The sequence below is a fragment of the Dysosmobacter sp. Phy genome (assembly GCF_054476235.1).
In genome coordinates, this window is the sequence record NZ_CM136997.1 from 582,262 (window position 1) to 602,452 (window position 20,191).

The following is a 20,191-nucleotide window of genomic DNA, read 5'->3' on the forward strand; positions in this document are numbered from 1 at the left end:
GGGGCCGCTTTTTTGCAGCAGCAGATTTTTTGTCGCTTTCCATACTTCCCTCCCCTGCGGGGCGGTGGTATACTGAATTGAAAAACTTTTTCCTCTATCGTGCAATAAAGGGCCCTCTTCGCCCGTTGATAGAGTGAACAGGAGGAAGCCACCATGTTCTGCATGACCGTGGCGGCGCCGTCCCCGGGAGACGACGCCATTTTGGACCAGTGCATCGCCCGGATCGCGGGTGGGGACCAGGAGGCTCTTGCGGACCTGTACAGCCGCACCCGCCCCGCCGTATACGGCTTCGCGCTGTCGATCCTGAAAAATCCCCACGACGCCGAGGATGTGCTCCACGACGCCTACCTTCAGGTATGGCAGTCCGCCGGCCAGTACCGGACCCAGGGCAAACCCCGGGCCTGGATCATGACCATCGTGCGGAATCTGTCTCTCAGCCGCCTGCGCCAGCAGGGCCGGACAGAGCCTCTGGTTCAGGAGGACTGGCAGGACCGTCTGGCCGACAATCCCGCTGTTTCCCAGGAGGACCGGATGACCCTGCTGGCGTTGCTTGAGGCCCTGGGGGACCAGGAGCGGCAGATTGTCACGCTCCACGCCCTGGCCGGACTGAAGCACCGGGAGATCGCGGCCATGCTGGCGCTTCCGCTTCCCACTGTTCTGTCCAAATACAGCAGAGCCTTAAAAAAGCTCCAGCTCGCATGGAAGGAGGCCAACTGATATGGATATCCGGGAACAGGAGATCGAACAGCGGCTGCGCACCGCCATGGACCACGCCGCGCCGGACCCTCTGGATCGCATCCTGGCCTCCTGTACGGAGCAGAAAGGAACCGTGATCCCCATGACCGAATTCAAAAAGCCCCGCAGGCGCTGGGCGCCTCTGGCCGTGGCCGCCGCCCTGGCCGTGGTGTGCTGTGCCTTCGGCCTGACCAGCTGGCGCAGCGCCAGCGCCGTGGCCTCCGTGGTCTCCCTGGACGTGAACCCCAGCATCCAGCTGCAGGTCAACAAAAACGAGAAGGTCCTCGCCGCCGACGCCCTGAATGAGGATGCGGAGGTGATCCTGGACGGTATGGACCTCAAGGGCACTCAGCTGAAGGTGGCGGTCAACGCCATCGTGGGCTCCCTGCTGCAAAACGGGTATCTGGACCGGCTGTCCTCCGCCATTTTGATCTCTGTGGAGGACGACGACGCCCTCCGGGCCGTCCGGCTGGAGAGCGACCTGACTTCCGAGGTGGGCACTGCTTTGCAAAACGCCTCCGCCGGTGCCGCCGTCCTCAGCCAGGTGGTGGGCTATGACGCCGAGCTGATCTCCCTGGCTCAGGGCAGCAGCATCTCCGTCGGCAAGGCCGCCATGGTCCGGGATGTCCAGGCCCTCAACGGCCAGCTGGACTTTAACGCTCTGTCCGCATTGTCCGTGGAGGAGCTCAAGCAGCTGCGGGAAACCGGCGCCCCGGCCATGCCCGTCGGCAAGGACGCCGCGGCCCAGGCCGCCATCGCCTGCGCCGGGCTGACCGCCTCCGCCGTCACCTACTATGACGTGGATCCCGAACTGGACGAGTACCCGGCCCACTATGAGGTGGAGCTGTACACCGCAGGCGGTGAATTCAGCTACGACGTAGACGCCTGGACCGGGGAGGTCCTCAAGGGCCCCGCCAATGTCTCCAATCTCGGCACCTCCGCTCCGACCACTGCCGCCTCCGGCGGCATTACCGCCGACAAGGCCAAATCCATCGCCCTGGCTGACGCCGGTGTCAGCGAGAGCGCAGCCCTGGGCCTGCAGGTCAAGCAGGACTGGGACGATGGGATCGCCCTCTATGAGGTGGAGTTCCGCTCCGGCGGTGCCGAGTATGAATACGACATCCGTCTCTCCGACGGCGCTATCCTCAAGTCCGAGCGGGACGAGGACAACAACTACACCCATTTCGCCTCCGCCTCTTCCTCCGGCGCCCTGATCGGCGAGGCCGCGGCCCAGTCCGCGGCCCTGACCCACGCCGGGGTCAAAGAAGCGGACACCTCCTACCTGTCCTGCCGCCTGGAGTACGACGACGGCCGGCTGGAGTGCTACGAGGTGGAATTCCGGGCTGGGAGCACCGAGTATGAGTACGAGATCGGCCCCTATGACGGCGCCGTGTGGAAGGCGGAGCGGGAGAGCCACGCCGCTGTATCCACCTCCGGCACCACCGACGGAGCCACCTCTTCCACCGTCTCCGGCGGCAGCAGTTCCTCCGGCTCCTCCTTCATCGGCGCGGAGGCGGCCAAGGCCGCCGCCCTGGCCCACGCCGGCGTCAGCACATCGGCGGTCCGGGAGATGGAGTGCGAGCTGGACGAGGACGACGGCTCCTACCGCTACGAGATCGAATTCAAATCTGCTCAGACGGAGTACGAGTACGAGATTGACGCCCGCACCGGCGCCGTGCTGAAAGCCCAGCAGGATCACGACTGATTGATCGCAGCCATAAGCGCCCCGGACCGAAAGGTCCGGGGCGCTGTTTTGATCGCGGTGTATTCAGGGTTCCGGCAGAGCGTCCGGCTTCGCAGGGGGCGTCTGCCCGGCGTCGGGGGCGGCCGCCTCCTCCGCCTTTTCCGCAGAGTCCTCCGGCAGGATACCAGCCTCCTCCATGGCCTGGCGCAGGTAGTCGTGGTCCTCAGTCTTGCGGCTGGGGACGAAGTTCTGGGCCGGGGTCCGCTTCCTGCCCTTGCTCTTGGCATAGAAGAAGCCGGTGACGGAGAAGACCACCGCGCCGATGAAGTTCACGAACAGGTCCTTCATGGTGTCGATGATGCCGATATCCAGATATCCGCCAAGCCCCAGGGCCTCGCCGTTGATATAGACCTCCTGGATGTTGGGGATGGTGACCACCTTGTTGGACCGGGTGGTGTCCAGAGCGACAGTGTGGAGCGCGTGGACGATGGTGTCCTTCTGCATGTCGGTGCCGAAGAAGTAGTCCATGGAGAACTCGAAGAACTCCCACAGCACGCCGATGGTCATGGAAAAGCAGAAGGCCACCAGGGCCAGAAACAGCGGCGACAGGTCAAAGGTCAGCCGCTCGTCGTCGTTGAGCAGCATGACCATGGAAAAGCCCACCGCTGCGGCCAGAAAACCGTTGAGAGTGTGGAGCATAGTGTCCCAGTTGGGCACCACCACGTAGAAGGCGTTGACCTCGCCCAGGATCTCGGCGGCGAAGATGAAGCAGAGAATGGTGATCTCCAGGGCCGGCGGCAGCTCGATCCGCAGCTTCACCTGAATCCAGCTGGGCACATAGAGGAGCAGCAGCGCCAGGCCGCAGAAGAAGGCACTCTCATAGCTGCCCAGCATGATCTGGCGGACCAGGGTCACGATGACCAGGGTCCGCAGCACGGCAAAGACGATGAAGGAACTCTTGTGCTCCCGCAGCTCCATGGCCATGGCTTGGCGGAAGCTGCGCTTTTCCCGCTTCTTCAGCCGCTTTTTTTCTTGTTTTTCTTCTCTAGTCATTTCGCCGACCCCTCCTCCGGGTCAAATCCCTCAAAGATCGGCAGCGCCCCCAGGCGCTCCGTCTCCTCCAATTCCTCCGGCGCCCGGATGGTCCACAGGGCCGTCCGTCCGCCCCACAGCCGCCACAGCGCCATGGGTGCCATCCGCCGGTCCTGATACCGGCAGGCCACGAAATCCGGCCGGGTCAGGCAGTTGCACAGCAGCGCCGTCAGGGCCAGCCGGTTTTTCAGGGGCTGGTCCTCCCCCCGCCGCAGAAAGTCCTGGGTCAGCTGGCCCCGCAGCACCTCCGGCCGGTGTTTCCGCAGCCATGCCAGGCACCGGGGGTCAAAGCTCTCGATACAGTAGTCTGCGCCGAAGCGGTCCAGACATTCCATGGTTTTTTCACACAGGGCCGCGTGGTTGCCCCCGGCGGTTTTCAGCTCCACCACCAGCGGCGCTCGCCCCTCGAAGAGGGGCAGCACCTGTTCCAGAAAGGGAACGGACTCCCCGGTCCCGGCCAGCCGCAGCTTCCCCAGCTGCGCCGCCGTCAGGTCCTCCACCTTCGCTTCCACGCCGCACATCCGGGAGAGGTTGCTGTCGTGGACCACTGCCAGATGCCCGTCCGCCGTCAGGTGGACGTCCAGCTCCGCGCCGTAACCGGCCTCCGCCGCCCGGCGGAAGGCCCACAGGGAGTTTTCCGGCACGCCGGAGCCGTGGAGCCCGCGGTGGGCATACCGTTTCCCCGCCAGCCTCTCCCACCCCGGGCCGCCGCGGCGGCCGTGGAGCACGAACCAAATCAAAAGCAGCACCGGCGCCAGGATCTCCAGCACCCGCGTCAGTAAAAAGCCTCCGAAAAACAGCGCCCCGGCAAGCCCGGCCACCACCAGGGCGACCAGCACCAATACCACTACCGCGGTCACAAGAACTGTCGTCATCTCCGTGCCTCCCGAATAGCGGCCAGCAAGGCCGCCATGTCCTGATAAATGGCCGTGGGCGGCGTTGGGCTGACAGCGGCGTCGGCCGCTGTGGCCTCCCCGGTCAGCACCAGGGCTGTGTCCACCCCGGCGTTGACGCCGCAGGCAATGTCCGTATACAGCCGGTCCCCCACCATCAGCGCCTCCGACTGTGCGCACCCGGTCTGTTCCAGGGCCAGGCGGATCATGTTGGGGTCTGGCTTTCCGATGTAGTGGGGCTCCCGGCCCGCGGCGCCCCGCAGCATGGCGCAGATGGACCCGCAGTCCGGCATGAAGCCGTACAGGGTGGGGCAGGCCAGATCCGGATTGGTGGCCAAGAAATCCACCCCCCGGCACAGCAGGCGGCAGGCGTCCTCCACCTTCCGGTAGGTCAGCTCCGTGTCGAAGCCCACCAGCACCGCCCCAACGTCATCGTCCGGGGTCTCCCGGATATCAAAGCCCGCCTGACGCAGCTGGCGGCAGAAGGACGCCGTCCCCACGGCGAAGTACGCCTCCCCCGCCGGGCGGCTGGTGCGCAGGTAGTGGACCGTGGCCTCCACGGCGGTGAGGAACTCCTCCCGCCGCGCCGTCACGCCCAGGCGGGTCATTTTCTCCAGTCCCGCGTCCACGCCCCGGGAGGAGTTGTTGGTCAGATACCGCACGGCGCCGCCGTGGGCGCGGACATCCTCCAAAAATTCCGCCGCCCCGGGCAGCAGGGAGTCCTCCAGATAAATGGTGCCGTCCAGGTCCAGCAGGAACAGCCGCTTTTTGCTCAGATCCACGTCCGCGCCTCCTCTCGCAATGGAGCCAGCATACCACAAAGCGCCGCCGCTTGCAAGGGAGGCCGGAAGAGGCGGAGCGCAAGAGCGCTCCGCCTCCGCTTTTTGTATGGACCGGCTGGTCAGCTCCGCCTCCGCTGTCCCGGAAACAGCAGCAGGCCGCAGGCAACCAGTACTGCGATCAGCAAGGTGATATCCATTACAGCGCTCCTCCTTTCCGGCCCAGCCGGATGCTCTCCAGAGTATAGGTGATCTGCAAAACGCCGAACACGGCCAGCACCGCCGCCGCGGGCAGCAGCCCCGTACCAAAGGCGAAATGGAGCACCATCAGCGCCACCCAGATCCAAAGGCACACCTTGGTGGCCGCCAGATAGGCCTTGTAACAGGCCTGACCGATCTGCCGCTGCTCCGACTCGTCGCAGCTGTCCATCCACTTCTTCTGGAACTGCATGTCGTAGACGCTGCCCCGCTTCTCCGGGTTGATCTTCTTCGTCAGGTCCACGACCTTCTGCTGCAGCACCGTGGCTACGCCCACACCCACGAAAAACGCCACGATAAAGGTCCCCACGGCCGCGGGGCTGCCGGCGTAGACCACCGCCACGGAGAAGAAGAACAGGTCACACAGCAACGCCACAGCGGACATCAGCAGCGCCCAGCTGAGCTGCTCCTCGGCAGCATCGATGGTGTCCTCATCCTCACCGTCCCAGGTCCTGTAAAGGCCTTTGGCCTTGGCGTACAGCCCCCAGCCGATGCCCAGGGCAATCAGGTTCGTCACCGGGATGCCCCAGGGGGCGGAGGCGGTCAGGGCCACACTGAGCGCCTGCCGCACGCTGTCGGCGAGATTGCCCACGTTCAGAAAGCCCGCCGCAAAGCCCAGCACGCCGCCAAAGAGCCCGGCGCCCAGAATGGTCAGGAAAAATTTCGGCAGAGCCCTGCGGTTGTCACTCCTGGTTTTCATCGTCTCCGTCCTCCTCATAGGAAAAAATGTCCTCCACGGCAGTGCCGCAGATCTTGGCCAGCTTCAGCGCCAGCGTCACCGACGGCGAGTAGTCTCCCCGCTCGATCTGGCTGATGGTCTGGCGGGACACTCCCGCCAATCGCCCCATCTCCTGCTGGTTGACCCCCAGCCGGGCCCGGTGTTCCTTGAGCCGGTTGTAAAGCGGCATGGCGCGCCTCCTCTCTGACAACTTTTTCCGTCAACATGACAACTATTCTTGTCATTCACAGGATAGCATTGACAAGGATCGTTGTCAATAGAAAACGTGAATTTTTTTTGGCGGGCACTTTGATCGGGGCGGGTCGGATACCGGTCCCCCCTCATCCACCCCGCCTGATCCCCAATCTCCATCTTTCTTTAAGGGAGAAGGCTTTTTGAGGAACGGCGGGAGCAGCGGACGGATATTGAATCCGCCCCTACGGTAAAATGGAGAAGCCCTCAGCGACCACCGGGGCAGCGCGTAACGCGCGAGTGGAACACTGGTGGCAGAAATACTGAGAGCGCCGCAGCGCGAGACAGTAAAAGAGAAGCAGCGGCAGATCCGTCTGCCACCCCGTCCCTTCACCGCAGTTGTTATGCGGGGGCCAGGCTCTTCAATCGCCGGGGAACGGCGCAGGGACAGCGGGACCACCGGCCTCTGCCGCACCGATTCGCCCGCCCCCCGTACGCACGAACAGGCGGACCCACAAAGTGGGTCCGCCTGTTCATCAAAGCGTTTTTTCTTTTGGACCGGCCGCGGCCCGGAAGGTGAATTGCCCCAAAGGGGCAAGAGATGCCCCTCTGGAGAGTCCTCTTTTTGATGCCGTCAAAAAGAGAATGGAGGCGGATCCCCTGCGGGGCTCCGCAGTCCTCAGCGTTTGGGTTTTTTCTCCCGGGGCGGTTTCGCCTCCCTCGCCGAAGCGGGCCTCGGAGGAGGCGGCGCCTCCCGCCATTTCTCCTCCGGCACCGCGCGCTGGCGCAGACGCTGCTTCACGTAGTCCCGGAACAGGGCGTAGAGCACGGAGCACAGAGGGATGAATACCAGCATACCCAGAATGCCCATAAGGCTGCCGCCCAAGGTCACGGCGGAGAGCACCCAGATGGAGGGCAGACCCACGGAGGATCCCACCACATGGGGGTAGATGAGGTTCCCCTCCACCTGCTGCAAAATCAAAAACAGCACGATGAACCACAGGGCCTTCCAGGGGTCCCCGATGGCAATGAGCAGCGCGCCCACTCCGCAGCCGATAAAGGCCCCCACAATGGGGATCAGGGCAGTCAGGGCGATCAGCACACCCACCAGCAGCGCGTAGGGCATCCGGAAAATGGTCATGGCCGCCACAAACAGCGTGCCCAGGATGCAGGCCTCCAGGCACTGGCCGGAGAGGAAGCTGGAGAAGGTCCGCCCGGCCAGACGCAAAACCTCCAGCGCCCGGTCGGCCCGCCGGGTCGGCAGCAGGGCGTAAATCACCTGCCGGCCCTGCCGGGCCAGCTTTTCCTTTTGCAGAAGGATGTAGAATGAAAAGATCAGACCGATGACGAAGGTGCTCACACCGCTGACCACGCCCCCGATCAGCCCGCCGCCGGAGGACAGCAGTCCGCTGCCCAGGCTCTGGGCGAAGTCCAGCGCCTTCCGGGAGAGGCTCTGCCAGTCCATATCCAGCTCCGCGATGAAATCCTGGATCATGGGCAGGTAGGCGGAGAGCCCATTGAGCCACTCCTGCAGGCGCTCAATGGCGCCGGGCACCTGGCTGGCGATGGACCGCACAGCGTCGGTGATGCCGGGCCCGATGACCGAGGAGGCCAGAGCCAGCACGCCCAGTACCGCCACCAGCGTCAGCAGCAGCGCCAGCGGCCGCCGTGCCCCGGCGCCCCGGGCTGCTCCCTGGAACAGGTGCCGCTCAATGGCCCGCATGGGGACATTGAGAATGAAGGCGATGGCGCAGCCCAGCAGGAAGGGACTGAGGATCCCCAGCAGCCAGGCTGCCGCGGCGATCACGGTCCCCAGATTCTGCAGCGCGCAGTAAAAGGCCACGCCGCCGCAGATCACCAGCAGCAGGCCCTTGATATTACCTTTGTTCAACTCCATATCGTTTCCCTTTGTGTGCCTTCCGCCGATAAGGACGGCACGGCTCAGCTCCGGCGGTATTTCTCCGCCGAGTGGAGATAGCCCCGGGCGGAGATCCGGTTGCCCTCGATCTCCTCCGCCGTCAGGGGCCGGACCACCTTGGCGGGGCTGCCCAGGATCATGGACCCGGCGGGGGCGTCCATTTTGCCGGTGACCAGGGCCCCGGCGCCCACGATGCAGTCGTCGCCGATCCGCGCGCCGTTGAGCACGGTGGCTCCCATGCCGATGAGCACATTGTCGCCGATGGTGCAGCCGTGGACGATGGCGCCGTGGCCGATGGTGCAGCCGGCGCCCACCACCGTCTCCTCGTGGAGCACGGCGCAATCCTGGATGTTGGTGTTCTCACCCACGGTGATGGCCCCCTCATCGCCCCGCAGAACCGCGTTGTACCAGATGTTGACGCCCTTGCCCAGGGTCACCTCGCCGGTGACGGAGGCGCCGGGGCAGATCAGTACGTGTTCGTCGCTCTCTCTCTGTTTGTAAGCCATGTTGGTTCCTCCTATGTGATGTTTCCCGCCAAGGCCGGGGAGCCCGCCTCTCGGGGCGGGCAGTGCGGCCTTGTATCGTTTCTCTGTTCAGATCTCCGGGGCGAAGTTGCCGTTTACGAACACGGGTACCTCCCGCCCGTCCCGGGTGGTGCCGGTGATATTCAGGTCCGCCGTGCCCACCATGAAGTCCACGTGGGTGATGGAGTCGTTGAGCCCCCGCGCCTTGAGCTCGTCCTTGGTCATCTCCCGGCCGCCCCGGATGCAGGGGTATGCCTCGCCGAAGGCGATGTGGCAGGCGGCGTTCTCGTCAAAGAGGGTGTTGTAGAACAGGATCTTCTGATTGGAGATGGGGCTGTCGTAGGGCACCAGGGCCACCTCGCCGAAGCAGGCGGCGCCCTCGTCCACGCTGATGGCGGCTTTCAGCGCCGCCTCTCCCTGCTCCGCGCGGGCCTCCACGATCCGGCCCTCCTTCACCACAAAACGGAACTTGTCGATGATGTGGCCGTCGTGAGCCAGGGGCATGGAGGAATACACCACGCCGTTGACCCCGGTTTTCAGCGGGGCGGTATAAATCTCCTCCGTGGGGATGTTGGCGATGAAGGGCACGCCGGAGAGGGTGCGGTCGTTGCCGGCCTCCCAGACACAGCCCTCCGGCAGCTCCACGGTCAGATCGGTGCCCAGGCTGTTGGTGTAGTGAAGAGTCCGCAGGTCCAGGGCGTTGAGCCGTTCCAGCCGGTGGGCCAGGGTCTCCAGATGGGCCTGCCACCGCGCCACGGCGCCGCCGTCCCCCCCTACCCGGACGGCGCGGAAGATGGCCTCCCACAGCCGCTCCATAGCCTCCGCCTCCGGCAGGTCCGGGAACACCTTCCGGGCCCAGGAGGGAATGGGGATGGAGGCGATGCACCAGGGGAAGCCGCTGGACATCTGCAGACGGTCGAAGTCCTTGAGGGCCTTGCCGCTGGCCTGCTGGCTACGGACCAGACGGCCGGGGTCCACGCCCTTGAGGTTCTCCGGGTCCGAGGCGGAGATGGCCAGGTATGCCGCCCCCTCCAGGGCGTAGTCGTTGTAGAAGTGACGCCGCCACAGGGGCACCGTATCGAACACGGCGTCCTCCGCGCGGAGGTATTTCATCCGGGCCAGGGCGTCATCACTCCAGTTCATGACCACCTCCCGGCAGCCGGCGTCATAGGCCTCCGCCGCGCAGAGCCGGGCGAAGAAGGCGCACTCCACCGGGGAGGAGATCACCAGAGTCTGGCCCTTCTGCACGTTCAAACCTACCCGCACCAGCAAGCTGGCGTATTCCCGCAGTTTTTCATCCATCAAGGCACGTTCATCCTTTCCGTTTTTCTGGATCATTTTTCCCATTGTACCGGATTTCCGGTCGGAAGTAAAGGCTACACGTCCCCCTGCCCGTCCTTGCGCAGACTCATGATGGTGCCGTTGAGTTCCGCCCCCAGAATGAGGGTGGCGGCGCTCATATACAGCCAGATCAGCAGCACGATCACCGCGCCGATGGAACCGTAGAGCAGCGAGTAGTGGGCCACATTGTCCACATAGAAGGCGTACAGCCAGCTCAGCGCCAGCCAGGCCCCCAACGCCGCCAGGGTCCCGGGCCAGATGTTCCGCCAGGGCTGGCGGACATCCTGGGCCAGGGCATACAGGAAGAACAGGGCGAAATACCCCGCCACCGCCGACACCGGGAACCGCAGCCGGGCCCACAGCTCCGCCAGGAACGACGGCAGATGGAAGTTCTCCACCGCGTACAGCAGCAGCCGGTCGCCCACGGTCATCAGTGCCAGGGTCACGGTGATGGTGACGATCAGCACCACCGTGTAGAGAAACGTCTTGATCACATGGCGTACCGCCGCCCGGGGCGGCCCCAGGTGGTAGGCGGTACGCACCGCCCGCATCAACGTGTTGGTGGCCCGCATGGGAAAGTAAATGGAGAAGAACAGTCCGAACAGCAGCAGCTGGGGACTGGGGTCCTCCCCTACATAGTTCAGATACATTCCCACGATGCTGACCACCTCCGTGGGCAAAAACTCCACCAGAGCGTCCAAAATGGCCGCCACATCCAGCTGCAGCAATCCCAGCAGGGCGCTGATGAAGATCAGCAGCGGAAAGATCATGAACAGCAGGTAGAAGGCCAGGGCGGCGCTCTGGCTGCCCACATTGTGGCGCAGATACCGCTGGGTCATGAGATACGCGCCCCGCAGCCAGCGGTTTTTCGGCAGGACCATGGGCCACCCTCCTCTCCGATTTTCCTCAGACGTTCGACTTAGTATGCGCGGTTTGGGGCCGTTTCAACGCCCCGGCCTCACTCCCACGTCGCCCAGACCTCCGGACAGTATCCCACGGTGGCCTCCCGGCCGTTGCGGACGATGGGGGTGCGAAACAGCTCCGGGTGCTCCAGGAGCTTCTCCTCCCGGGCCTCCGGCGTAAGGTAGGCCATGTAATGGGCCTCGTAGGCCCGGCTCCTGGTATCCACCAAGGCCTCAAAGCCCACTTTCTGCTTGACGGACTGGTACTCCCGGGGGGATAATCCCTTTGAGGGGACGTCGATATACTGGTACTTGATGCGGCGCTCCTTGAACCACCGCTCGGCCTTCCGGGTATCGAAGGACTTGGAGGCGCCGAAGATCTGGATATTCATTGTAACACTCCTTATAGAGGGAAATGGAGGGAATCATGATGACGGAGAGCGTAAAACGGCTGAAGGAACTGGTGGACGGCTCCGACAACATCGTCTTTTTCGGCGGCGCCGGGGTCAGCACCGAATCCGGCATCCCGGACTTCCGCAGCACCGACGGGCTGTACCACCAGCAGTGGCGGTATCCGCCTGAGGTGATTTTAAGCCATACCTTTTATGAAAGCAACCCCGAAGAATTTTTCCGCTTCTACCGGGCCAAGCTCCTCTCACCCGGAGCAAAGCCCAATGCCGCCCACCGTAAGCTGGCCCAGTGGGAGGCCGCCGGCAAGCTCAGAGCCATCGTGACCCAGAACATCGACGGACTCCACCAGGCCGCCGGCAGCAAAACCGTGCTGGAGCTCCACGGCAGCGTCCACCGCAACTACTGTGAGCGCTGCGGGAAGTTCTATGACTTCGACTTCATGCTCCACAGCCAGGGCGTGCCCCGCTGCACCTGCGGCGGCCCCGTCAAGCCCGATGTGGTGCTCTATGAGGAGGGACTGGACCAAAAGACCCTCTCCGACGCTGTCCGCTTCATCTCCGAGGCGGATATGCTCATCATCGGCGGCACGTCGCTCAACGTCTACCCCGCCGCCGGGCTCATCAATTACTACCGGGGCCACAAGCTGGTGCTCATCAACAAGTCCGCCGTGGCCCGGGATCTGGCGGCGGATCTGGTGATCACCGATCCCATTGGAGCCACTCTGGACCAACTGTAAAGGTCCGCCTTTGTCAGATCCGCCAAAAGAGCGGAAAAAAACGGCGCCATTCCGCAGGGAGTGGCGCCGTTTTTGCCAAATCCGCCCCATAAATGCAAGTCATTTTTGTATTCATGCAAATTTAGCAAAATATTTTTTAATTTTTCGGGTTTTATCTATTGAAAATGAAAGTCATTCATGTTAATATTGCAAATAACGAGAGCGGCGATGGCTGCCGCTGAAAGGAGCGTCCTGCCCATGATCTGGAAAGAGAACCGCGAAAACGCCTATTGTGAGATCACCCCCGCCATTATGGCGCTGAAGGAACAGTGGGAGAAGAAGAACTACATCGATCCCAGACTGTACAAGGAATACAACGTCAAGCGGGGCCTCCGGGACGAGGACGGCCGCGGCGTGCTGACGGGTCTGACCCGCGTGGGCGAGATCCAGTCTTACAGCGTCACCCAGGGCGAGCACATCATCCCCCAGGACGGCGTGCTGTACTACCGGGGCATCGACACCCGGGATCTGGTCACCGGCTCCGCGGGCCGACGCTTCGCCTTTGAGGAGGCGGCATATCTGCTGCTGTTTGGCGAGCTGCCCACGCCGGACCAGCTCCAGGCCTTCTGCGACCAGCTGGCCTCCTACCGGACGCTGCCCACCAACTTCTTCCGGGACGTCATCATGAAGGCGCCGCCCCGGGACATGATGAACACCATGCAGCGGGGCATCCTGACCCTGTTCTGCTATGACGACAAGCCCAACGACATCTCTCTGGAGAATGTGCTGCGCCAGTGCCTCCAGCTGATGAGCAACATGCCGGTGCTGGCCATCTACGCCTATCAGGCCTGGCGGTACAGCAACGGCGAGAGCCTGTTCATCCACGTGCCCAAGGAGGACCTGAGCACAGCGGAGAACTTCCTGCGGATGCTGCGGGAGGACTGCAGCTACACGGAGCTGGAGGCCCGGACGCTGGACGTGGCCCTGGTGCTCCACGCGGACAACGGCGGCGGCAACAACTCCACCTTCACCAACCACGTGGTCACCTCCTCCGGCACGGACACCTACTCCGCCATCGCCGCCGCCATGGCCTCTTTGAAGGGCCCCCGCCACGGCGGCGCCAACAACAAGGTCATGGCCATGATGGCCGACATCAAGGAGAACATCTCCGACTGGAATGACGACGGCTGCGTGGCCGACTACCTGACGAAGATGCTGAACAAGGAGGCCTTCGACCGCAGCGGCCTGATCTACGGCCTGGGCCACGCCGTCTACACCAAGACCGACCCCCGGTGCGAGGTGTTCCGGGACTATGTGACCCATCTGGCGGAGGAAAAGGGCCGCCAGGCGGAGCTGGCGCTGTACGCCAACGTGGAGCGGATCGGCAAGCAGCTGCTGATGGAGCGGCAGCACAAGTCGGTGCTCTCCACCAACATCGACTTTTACAGCGGTTTCGTCTACGAGATGCTGGGCCTGCCTATGGAGCTGTACACGCCCCTGTTCGCCGTGGCCCGTATCGCAGGCTGGAGCGCCCACCGGATGGAGGAGCTGTCCGTGGGCGGCAAGCTGATCCGTCCCCGGTACGAGTGCGTGGAGGAACACCGCTCCTACACCCCCGTGGAAAACCGCTGACCCATCATTTCCCCGCCGGAAAACCGGCGGGGAAATTTTTTCGGGAAAAACGGAAATTTAAGGTTGACATCCGGTTGGCTTCTGGCTATAATAATCAAGCAGTCTTTTCTAAGGGATGCGATATTTGCGGCTGTGCTGGAACTGGTAGACAGGCCAGCTTGAGGTGCTGGTGTCGATTCGACGTGTGGGTTCAAGTCCCGTCAGCCGCACCAGTCCGTTTCCCAAACGGTCAATCCGATCATATGCGCGAGTGGTGGAATTGGCAGACTCGCTAGATTCAGGTTCTAGTGTCCATTACGGACGTGCGGGTTCAAGTCCCGCCTCGCGCACCAAATCCGGAAAGCGGACTCCGCTTTGAGCGGAGTCCCTTTCACTGGATGTTTCCCCTCCGGCGGGTGCCGGTACAACTGCATATCATACGCGCGAGTGGTGGAATTGGCAGACTCGCTAGATTCAGGTTCTAGTGTCCATTACGGACGTGCGGGTTCAAGTCCCGCCTCGCGCACCAAAAAAGAAAGACATCTGCTGGAAGCAGATGTCTTTCTTTTTTTAAGTTTTTTCTTGACATCTGTTGAAAGGCCGATATAATAATTTAGAACGATTCTAAAAAAGTGAGCTGATCGTCATGACGAAATACGCAAAAAAAATTTTAGAGATCGTGGAATCCTCTTACAGCCATATGACGGCAGAACAGGTCTTTGAGGAACTGCGGAAAACGTATCCCACCGTGGTGCTGGCCACCGTGTATAACAACCTCAACCGCTTGTGGGAGACGCACAGGATCCGCAGGGTATCCGTAGAGGGGCTGCCTGACCGGTATGACCGGATCCAGCGGCACGATCATTTCGTATGTGAAAAATGCGGCAGGCTGCTGGACGTGGATCTGGGAGACCTGACCGCGCAGCTGGAGCAGAAGGCAGGGATACCGTTTTTGTCCTACGATCTGAAGCTGCTGTATGTATGCGAGGACTGCAAGAGGAACTCTCAGCAGAAAGGAAAGTGAGGATTCTGAAACATCTGCCCCTATCCGTCCGCGTCCCCATTGAGGAGGACAATCCCAGCATCGTGCGCCGGGAAGAAGCGTGCATCCGATGCGGCATGTGCAAGAACGCCTGCGCCAATCTGATGGGCGTACACGGCACCTATACCCTGGAGCAGACCGGCGGACATGCGGTCTGCATCTACTGCGGCCAGTGCGCCAACGTCTGCCCGGTGGACAGCATCACCGAGCGGGACGAGGTCCCTCAGGTCCGGCAGGCGGTCTCCGATCCCGGGAAAATCGTGGTGGTCAGCACTTCCCCCGCAGTCCGCGCCTCCCTGGGCGAGGCCTTCGGCATGGCCCCCGGCGCTTTCGTGGAGGGGAAAATGGTGGCGCTGCTGCGGGCTCTGGGCGCCGACTACGTGCTGGACACCAACTTCGCCGCGGACCTCACCATCGTGGAGGAAGCCAGCGAGCTGATCCGCCGGATCAGCCGGAAGGACCGTCCCCTCCCCCAATTCACCAGCTGCTGTCCCGGCTGGGTGCATTTCGCGGAGATCTACGCTCCGGAGCTGCTGCCCCACCTCTCCACGGCCAAAAGCCCCATCGGGATGCAGGGTCCCACGGTCAAGACCTATTTTGCCCAGAAGATGGGATTGGATCCCCGGCAGATCGTCCATGTGGCCCTCACGCCCTGCACCGCCAAGAAATTCGAGATCCGCCGGGAGGAGCTGCACAGCGCCGCCGACTATCACGGCATCGAGGGGATGCGGGATACGGACCAGGTGATCACCACCCGGGAGCTGGCCCGGTGGGCCAAGGCCGAGGGCATCGACTGGAACGCTCTGGAGGACTCCGCCTATGACTCCCTGATGGGCAAGGCGTCCGGTGCCGGGGTCATCTTCGGCAATACCGGCGGCGTGATGGAGGCCGCCCTCCGCACCGCCTATACCTACCTCACCGGTCAGGAGGCACCGACAGCCCTGCTTGAGCTGAATCCGGTCAGAGGCTACGAGGGTGTGCGGGAGGCGCAGGTGGAGATCGGCGGCCAGACGCTGCGGGTGGCCGTTGTTTACGGCACCGCCAACGCCCGGAAGTTCCTGGCGCAAATGAAGGAGCACGGGACACAGTACCACTTTGTGGAGGTCATGGCCTGCCCGGGCGGCTGTATCGGCGGCGGCGGACAGCCCAAGGACCTGTCAAAAAACGCGGACGACACCCGGAAGAGCCGCATCGCCGCCTTGTACCGGCGGGACGAATCCATGACACTGCGGGCCAGCCACGAAAATCCGGAGATCAAGCAGGTCTATGAGGCCTTTTACGGCCAGCCGCTCAGCCAGATGGCCGAGCAGATGCTCCACACCACCTATCAGGACCGAAGCGACATTTTACATCGAAGGAAGGACAGCAACATGAGCAAATGGAAGTGCAAGATCTGCGGCTATATCTATGAAGGCGAGAGCCTGCCGGAGGATTTCACCTGCCCCCTCTGCAAGCAGCCCGCCTCCGCTTTTGAAAAGCTGGAGGAAGCGCCCGCCAAGAGCGGCAGCAAATACGCCGGCACCCAGACCGAAAAGAACCTGGAGGCCGCCTTTGCCGGCGAGTCCCAGGCCCGTAACAAATACACCTATTTCTCCGCCGTGGCCCAGAAGGAAGGATACGAGCAGATCGCGGCCCTGTTCCTCAAGACCGCGGAAAACGAGAAGGCCCATGCGAAAATGTGGTTCGAGGAGCTTCATGGTCTGGGCGGCACGGAGGAAAACCTGCTCCACGCCGCCGAGGGCGAGAACTACGAGTGGACGGATATGTACGACGGCTTTGCCAAGACCGCCGAGGAGGAGGGCTTCCCGGAGCTGGCCGCCAAATTCCGTCTGGTGGCCGCCATCGAAAAGCGCCACGAGGAGCGCTACCGGACCCTTCTGCGGAACGTGGAGACCGCCCAGGTCTTTGAAAAGAGCGAGGTCAAGGTGTGGGAGTGCCGCAACTGCGGTCACATCGTGGTGGGCACCGCCGCCCCGGAGGTCTGCCCCACCTGCCTCTACTCCAAGAGCTTCTTCGAAGTCCACTGCGAAAATTATTGACCCTCCCGCGGGGAGCGTCCGGAGGAGGACCGCCAGCCGGCCTATTCCCGGTTCTCTCCGCTCTGAGGCCGGAGGAGCGAAAAAAGACACGACGAATGTCGTGTCTTTTTTCATCGCTCTTTATGACTGTCCATCCTCCCGGATACCGTAGGCGGCGAAGCGGGCGATGAGATTTTGCAGCGTCAGCTTCTGGGCCAGCAGCTGCTGGTGGGTGACACCCCGGACCTTTCCGGCAGCGCGCTGCTCCTCCAGGCGGGAGAGCACCTGGTCCCGCTCCTTCAAAAGGTCCGCGTACAGGCGGTCATACGCCGCAAGGCGCTCCTGGTCGGTCATGGCGTTCCCCTCACACGTTGAAGCGGAAGTAGATCATGTCGCCGTCCTGGACCACGTACTCCTTGCCCTCGCTGCGCAGCTGGCCCTTCTCCCGGGCCGCGGCCACGCTGCCGCACTTGACCATGTCCTCGTAGGCGATGACCTCCGCCCGGATGAAGCCCCGCTCGATGTCGGTGTGGATCTTACCGGCGGCCTGGGGGGCCTTGGTGCCCTTCTTGATGGTCCAGGCCCGGCACTCGTCCTTGCCGTAGGTCAGGAAGGAGATCAGGCCCAGCAGGGCGTAGGAGCACTTGATGAGCCGGTCCAGGCCGGACTCCTCCACGCCCAGCTCCTCCAGGAACATCTGCTTCTCCTCGCCCTCCAGCTCGGCGATGTCCTGCTCCAGCTTGGCGCAGATGGGCAGCACCTGGGCGCCCTCGGCGTCGGCGATGGCCTTGACCTGCTGGTAGTAGGGGTTGGCGTCCAGATGGGTGAAGCCCTCCTCGTCGGTGTTGGCGGCGTAGATGACGGGCTTGAGGCTCAGCAGGTCACTGGTGGCGATCAGGGCCATGTCCTCGTCGGAGCAGTCATAGGTCCGGGCGGACTTGCCGTTGTTCAGGTGCTCCGCCAGGCCCTTGAACACGTCCACCTCGTGGAGGAACTTCTTGTCGCCCTTGGCGGCCTTGGCGGCCCGCTCGATCCGGCGGTTCACCATCTCCAGGTCCGCCATGATCAGCTCCAGGTCGATGGTCTCGATGTCCCCCTTGGGGTCCACGGGCACGTTGGTGCCGGCGTCGGCCACCACGTGCATGATGTTCTCGTCGTCAAAGCAGCGCACCACATGGACGATGGCGTCGGTCTCCCGGATGTTGGCCAGGAACTTGTTGCCCAGGCCCGCGCCCTGGCTGGCGCCCTTGACCAGACCCGCAATATCCACGAACTCCACCACCGCCGGGGTCTTTTTATCCGGCTCGTACATCTCCGCCAGATGGTCCAGCCGCTCGTCCGGCACGGCCACCATGCCCACGTTGGGGTCGATGGTGCAGAAGGGGTAGTTGGCGCTCTCGGCGCCGGCGTTGGTGATGGCGTTGAACAGGGTCGATTTTCCTACATTTGGAAGTCCCACAATACCGAGCTTCATAAAAGCAAATCTCCTTTGCCGTATTTTCGACTTAGTATTGTACCATTCTCCCGCCGAAAGCGCAAGAGCAGCAGACGAAAGGGGGGCATTTTCCCACAAAAAGTCTCCGTATCGCCCAAAAGCGCGCCGGGGAGTCCCGGCGCGCTTTTCCAAATTCAACGGTTGCGATTCTATGTTCACACGCCGCTCCTGCCGCATGGAGGCTGTGCCTTTCCGCAGCTGCTGCCGCAGGCCTCCTCAGGCGCGATGCGATGCTGATTTACCGGCCGCCGCCGAAAAAGTAGTCGAACAGATCGTAGGGATCGTAGCCGCCGTACTGACTGTTGTCCTGGACGGTCTGGTCCTGGTTCTCATTGGCGGCGGTATCGGCCGGGGTGGCGTCCCAGGTCAGGGACAACGTGATGGTCTCGCCCTGGCGGTACACGGTGAAGGTCACAGTGTCGCCGGCGGAATACTGCTTCTTGACGGCGGTCAGATCCTCCATGGTGGAGATGTCGGTGTCGTCCACCTTGGTGATCACGTCGCCCATCTGGAGGCCCGCCTTCTCTGCGGCGCTGCCCTCCTCCACGGAGTAGACGAACACGCCCTTGGAGATGTCATAGCGGTACTGGGCCGCCATCTGCTCGGTCATGGAGCCGCCGAAGATGCCCAGGTACGGCTTGTTGGTCACGTAGCCGTTGGTCATGATGTCCTCGATCATGGCGTACACGTCGTTGATGGGGATGGCGAAGCCCAGGCCCTCTACGGACTCATCGGAGTAGCTGGAGTACTTGGCGGAGACGATGCCTACCACCTCGCCGTAGCTGTTCATCAGGGGGCCGCCGGAGTTGCCGGGGTTGATGGAGGCGTCGGTCTGGATCATGTTGAAGGGCGTGCCGTCCACGTTGATGGTGCGGTTCACACTGGAGACCATGCCGCCGGACATGGAGAAGGTCAACTCGCCCAGGGGGTTGCCGATGGCCAGCACGTGGTCGCCCACGTTCAGCGTACTGCTGTCGCCCAGCGTCACCGCCGGCAGGCCCGTGGCCTCCACCTTGATGACGGCGATGTCATAGTCCTCGTCGCCGCCCACATACAGCGCGTTGTACTCGTCGCCGTTGTACATGGTGACGGTGACGGTGTCGGCGTCCTTGACCACATGGTAGTTGGTGACGATATAGCCGTCCGCCGTCAGCACGAAGCCGGAGCCGGCAGAAGCGGTCTCCACCGCCTGACCGAAGAAGTTGGTGCCGCTGGTGGCGCTGGTCCGGATGGACACCACGCTGTTGACGGTGGCGGCGTAGACCTCCGCGTCGCTCATCTCGGTTTTGCCGTCCACCTTGTTGATGGAAACGGTGGTGGCAGGCCGGCTGCTGACATTGATGGAGGTGCCGCTGCCGGACCGGGAGATGCCCCAGGCCACGCCGCCGCCCACGGCGCCGCCCAGCAGGGCGCAGCACAGGGCCAGCGCGGTGATCTTCAGGCCCATGCGGTTTTTCTTCACTGGCTTCATCTCCTGGATGGGCCGCTGAGGCCCGTTCTGATCCTGGAAGGCGCGGAGCTGGTCGTCCACGGAGGGCTGCGCCTCCGCCTGGGGCTCATGGCCGCTCTCGCTGCCGTCCTTGCGATATGTGTAGTGATACAGATTCTTCTCGTCGTTATACATACTCGATTCCTCCTATTGTATCCCGCCGGTCTGCTCATTAGAACCGATTATAGCAGGACCCTGTGTCCAATGTGTGACAAAAGTTTGTCTGGATTTTAAATGGTCCGTGAGAGCGGATCCGGTTCCCGGTGTCCCTCTCTCAACCTTTGGCCACAGTATAAAAGCGGCAACTTAAAAAAGTCTGAAAGGTTTTTAAAGAAACTTTGAACATCGGGAAAACAGAAAAAAGCGAAAGGCGG

Annotated in this window: 19 protein-coding genes and 3 tRNA genes; 9 read left to right on the forward strand and 13 right to left on the reverse strand. The window is 62.8% G+C overall.

Going from position 1 to position 20,191, the window contains the following annotated elements:
• The first annotated feature begins 153 nt into the window (after positions 1-153).
• Positions 154-717: an RNA polymerase sigma factor gene (locus ACVDHE_RS02915; RefSeq protein ID WP_458885531.1), complete on the forward strand. Its 564-nt coding sequence runs from the start codon at positions 154-156 to the stop codon at positions 715-717.
• Between the two features lies 1 nt (position 718).
• Positions 719-2,440 (forward strand): anti-sigma-I factor RsgI family protein, encoded by a 1,722-nt coding sequence (locus ACVDHE_RS02920; RefSeq protein WP_458885533.1) that lies wholly within the window; start codon positions 719-721, stop codon positions 2,438-2,440.
• Between the two features lie 63 nt (positions 2,441-2,503).
• Here ACVDHE_RS02920 and ACVDHE_RS02925 read toward each other — a convergent pair whose 3' ends face one another.
• From ACVDHE_RS02925 to ACVDHE_RS02970, 10 genes are all read right to left on the reverse strand, one after another.
• Positions 2,504-3,472, reverse strand: coding sequence for a hypothetical protein (locus tag ACVDHE_RS02925; RefSeq protein ID WP_213039589.1), 969 nt, complete (start codon positions 3,470-3,472; stop codon positions 2,504-2,506).
• Positions 3,469-4,386 carry a glycerophosphodiester phosphodiesterase family protein gene (locus ACVDHE_RS02930; protein ID WP_213039590.1) on the reverse strand — a complete coding sequence of 306 codons (918 nt, stop codon included), beginning with the start codon at positions 4,384-4,386 and terminating at the stop codon, positions 3,469-3,471. Before ACVDHE_RS02930 ends, ACVDHE_RS02925 begins: the two co-directional genes overlap by 4 nt.
• Positions 4,383-5,186 carry an HAD-IIA family hydrolase gene (locus tag ACVDHE_RS02935; protein WP_458885534.1) on the reverse strand — a complete coding sequence of 268 codons (804 nt, stop codon included), beginning with the start codon at positions 5,184-5,186 and terminating at the stop codon, positions 4,383-4,385. The genes ACVDHE_RS02930 and ACVDHE_RS02935 overlap by 4 nt, the downstream gene beginning before the upstream one ends.
• A gap of 196 nt (positions 5,187-5,382) precedes the next feature.
• A complete protein-coding gene (locus ACVDHE_RS02940) occupies positions 5,383-6,141 on the reverse strand; it encodes a DUF3169 family protein (protein ID WP_458885535.1) in 759 nt (252 codons plus the stop codon).
• The gene (locus ACVDHE_RS02945; RefSeq protein ID WP_213039593.1) at positions 6,125-6,349 is read right to left on the reverse strand and encodes a helix-turn-helix transcriptional regulator; all 225 of its coding nucleotides are present in this window, start codon (positions 6,347-6,349) and stop codon (positions 6,125-6,127) included. The genes ACVDHE_RS02940 and ACVDHE_RS02945 overlap by 17 nt, the downstream gene beginning before the upstream one ends.
• A gap of 681 nt (positions 6,350-7,030) precedes the next feature.
• Positions 7,031-8,248, reverse strand: a complete 1,218-nt coding sequence (locus ACVDHE_RS02950; protein WP_458885536.1) for an AI-2E family transporter — start codon at positions 8,246-8,248, stop codon at positions 7,031-7,033.
• A gap of 44 nt (positions 8,249-8,292) precedes the next feature.
• Positions 8,293-8,775 (reverse strand): gamma carbonic anhydrase family protein, encoded by a 483-nt coding sequence (locus ACVDHE_RS02955; protein WP_458885538.1) that lies wholly within the window; start codon positions 8,773-8,775, stop codon positions 8,293-8,295.
• Positions 8,776-8,862: 87 nt separating this feature from the next.
• The gene (locus ACVDHE_RS02960) at positions 8,863-10,140 is read right to left on the reverse strand and encodes an aminopeptidase (protein ID WP_458885539.1); all 1,278 of its coding nucleotides are present in this window, start codon (positions 10,138-10,140) and stop codon (positions 8,863-8,865) included.
• Positions 10,141-10,169: 29 nt separating this feature from the next.
• Positions 10,170-11,015, reverse strand: coding sequence for a YihY/virulence factor BrkB family protein (locus ACVDHE_RS02965; RefSeq protein WP_213039596.1), 846 nt, complete (start codon positions 11,013-11,015; stop codon positions 10,170-10,172).
• 77 nt (positions 11,016-11,092) lie between these two features.
• On the reverse strand, positions 11,093-11,428 hold the full coding sequence (locus tag ACVDHE_RS02970; protein ID WP_213039597.1) for an arsenate reductase family protein: 336 nt from the start codon (positions 11,426-11,428) through the stop codon (positions 11,093-11,095).
• Between the two features lie 38 nt (positions 11,429-11,466).
• Between ACVDHE_RS02970 and ACVDHE_RS02975 the strand changes: the two genes are divergently transcribed.
• From ACVDHE_RS02975 to rbr, 7 genes are all read left to right on the forward strand, one after another.
• On the forward strand, positions 11,467-12,183 hold the full coding sequence (locus ACVDHE_RS02975; protein WP_458885540.1) for an NAD-dependent protein deacylase: 717 nt from the start codon (positions 11,467-11,469) through the stop codon (positions 12,181-12,183).
• Positions 12,184-12,420: 237 nt separating this feature from the next.
• Positions 12,421-13,794, forward strand: a complete 1,374-nt coding sequence (locus ACVDHE_RS02980; RefSeq protein WP_458885541.1) for a citrate/2-methylcitrate synthase — start codon at positions 12,421-12,423, stop codon at positions 13,792-13,794.
• Between the two features lie 126 nt (positions 13,795-13,920).
• A tRNA-Leu gene (locus ACVDHE_RS02985) sits at positions 13,921-14,006 on the forward strand.
• Between the two features lie 32 nt (positions 14,007-14,038).
• A tRNA-Leu gene (locus tag ACVDHE_RS02990) sits at positions 14,039-14,126 on the forward strand.
• An 88-nt stretch (positions 14,127-14,214) separates the two neighbouring features.
• Positions 14,215-14,302: transfer RNA gene (locus tag ACVDHE_RS02995), tRNA-Leu, on the forward strand.
• A gap of 117 nt (positions 14,303-14,419) precedes the next feature.
• On the forward strand, positions 14,420-14,797 hold the full coding sequence (locus ACVDHE_RS03000; RefSeq protein ID WP_418724840.1) for a Fur family transcriptional regulator: 378 nt from the start codon (positions 14,420-14,422) through the stop codon (positions 14,795-14,797).
• Between the two features lie 2 nt (positions 14,798-14,799).
• Positions 14,800-16,854 carry a rubrerythrin gene (gene rbr, locus ACVDHE_RS03005; RefSeq protein WP_458886150.1) on the forward strand — a complete coding sequence of 685 codons (2,055 nt, stop codon included), beginning with the start codon at positions 14,800-14,802 and terminating at the stop codon, positions 16,852-16,854.
• Between the two features lie 120 nt (positions 16,855-16,974).
• On the opposite strand, the gene ACVDHE_RS03010 is transcribed toward rbr, so the two are convergent.
• From ACVDHE_RS03010 to ACVDHE_RS03020, 3 genes are all read right to left on the reverse strand, one after another.
• Positions 16,975-17,187 (reverse strand): hypothetical protein, encoded by a 213-nt coding sequence (locus tag ACVDHE_RS03010; protein WP_213039600.1) that lies wholly within the window; start codon positions 17,185-17,187, stop codon positions 16,975-16,977.
• A 10-nt stretch (positions 17,188-17,197) separates the two neighbouring features.
• Positions 17,198-18,307, reverse strand: coding sequence for a redox-regulated ATPase YchF (gene ychF / locus ACVDHE_RS03015; protein WP_213039601.1), 1,110 nt, complete (start codon positions 18,305-18,307; stop codon positions 17,198-17,200).
• Positions 18,308-18,566: 259 nt separating this feature from the next.
• Complete coding sequence (locus tag ACVDHE_RS03020; RefSeq protein WP_458885542.1) at positions 18,567-19,952, reverse strand: S1C family serine protease; 1,386 nt, start codon at positions 19,950-19,952, stop codon at positions 18,567-18,569.
• Between the last annotated feature and the right edge of the window lie 239 nt (positions 19,953-20,191).

Excerpts from the sequence above, each read along its gene's own strand:
- ACVDHE_RS02930 (WP_213039590.1), bottom strand. The coding sequence starts at position 4,386 with ATGACGACAGTTCTTGTGACCGCGGTAGTGGTATTGGTGCTGGTCGCC.
- ychF (WP_213039601.1), bottom strand. The coding sequence starts at position 18,307 with ATGAAGCTCGGTATTGTGGGACTTCCAAATGTAGGAAAATCGACCCTG.
- ACVDHE_RS02980 (WP_458885541.1), top strand. The coding sequence starts at position 12,421 with ATGATCTGGAAAGAGAACCGCGAAAACGCCTATTGTGAGATCACCCCC.
- ACVDHE_RS03010 (WP_213039600.1), bottom strand. The coding sequence starts at position 17,187 with ATGACCGACCAGGAGCGCCTTGCGGCGTATGACCGCCTGTACGCGGAC.
- ACVDHE_RS02945 (WP_213039593.1), bottom strand. The coding sequence starts at position 6,349 with ATGCCGCTTTACAACCGGCTCAAGGAACACCGGGCCCGGCTGGGGGTC.
- ACVDHE_RS02915 (WP_458885531.1), top strand. The coding sequence starts at position 154 with ATGTTCTGCATGACCGTGGCGGCGCCGTCCCCGGGAGACGACGCCATT.
- ACVDHE_RS02965 (WP_213039596.1), bottom strand. The coding sequence starts at position 11,015 with ATGGTCCTGCCGAAAAACCGCTGGCTGCGGGGCGCGTATCTCATGACC.
- ACVDHE_RS03000 (WP_418724840.1), top strand. The coding sequence starts at position 14,420 with ATGACGAAATACGCAAAAAAAATTTTAGAGATCGTGGAATCCTCTTAC.
- ACVDHE_RS02925 (WP_213039589.1), bottom strand. The coding sequence starts at position 3,472 with ATGACTAGAGAAGAAAAACAAGAAAAAAAGCGGCTGAAGAAGCGGGAA.
- ACVDHE_RS02970 (WP_213039597.1), bottom strand. The coding sequence starts at position 11,428 with ATGAATATCCAGATCTTCGGCGCCTCCAAGTCCTTCGATACCCGGAAG.
- ACVDHE_RS02920 (WP_458885533.1), top strand. The coding sequence starts at position 719 with ATGGATATCCGGGAACAGGAGATCGAACAGCGGCTGCGCACCGCCATG.
- ACVDHE_RS02960 (WP_458885539.1), bottom strand. The coding sequence starts at position 10,140 with ATGGGAAAAATGATCCAGAAAAACGGAAAGGATGAACGTGCCTTGATG.
- ACVDHE_RS02940 (WP_458885535.1), bottom strand. The coding sequence starts at position 6,141 with ATGAAAACCAGGAGTGACAACCGCAGGGCTCTGCCGAAATTTTTCCTG.
- ACVDHE_RS02975 (WP_458885540.1), top strand. The coding sequence starts at position 11,467 with ATGACGGAGAGCGTAAAACGGCTGAAGGAACTGGTGGACGGCTCCGAC.
- ACVDHE_RS02950 (WP_458885536.1), bottom strand. The coding sequence starts at position 8,248 with ATGGAGTTGAACAAAGGTAATATCAAGGGCCTGCTGCTGGTGATCTGC.
- ACVDHE_RS03020 (WP_458885542.1), bottom strand. The coding sequence starts at position 19,952 with ATGTATAACGACGAGAAGAATCTGTATCACTACACATATCGCAAGGAC.
- ACVDHE_RS02955 (WP_458885538.1), bottom strand. The coding sequence starts at position 8,775 with ATGGCTTACAAACAGAGAGAGAGCGACGAACACGTACTGATCTGCCCC.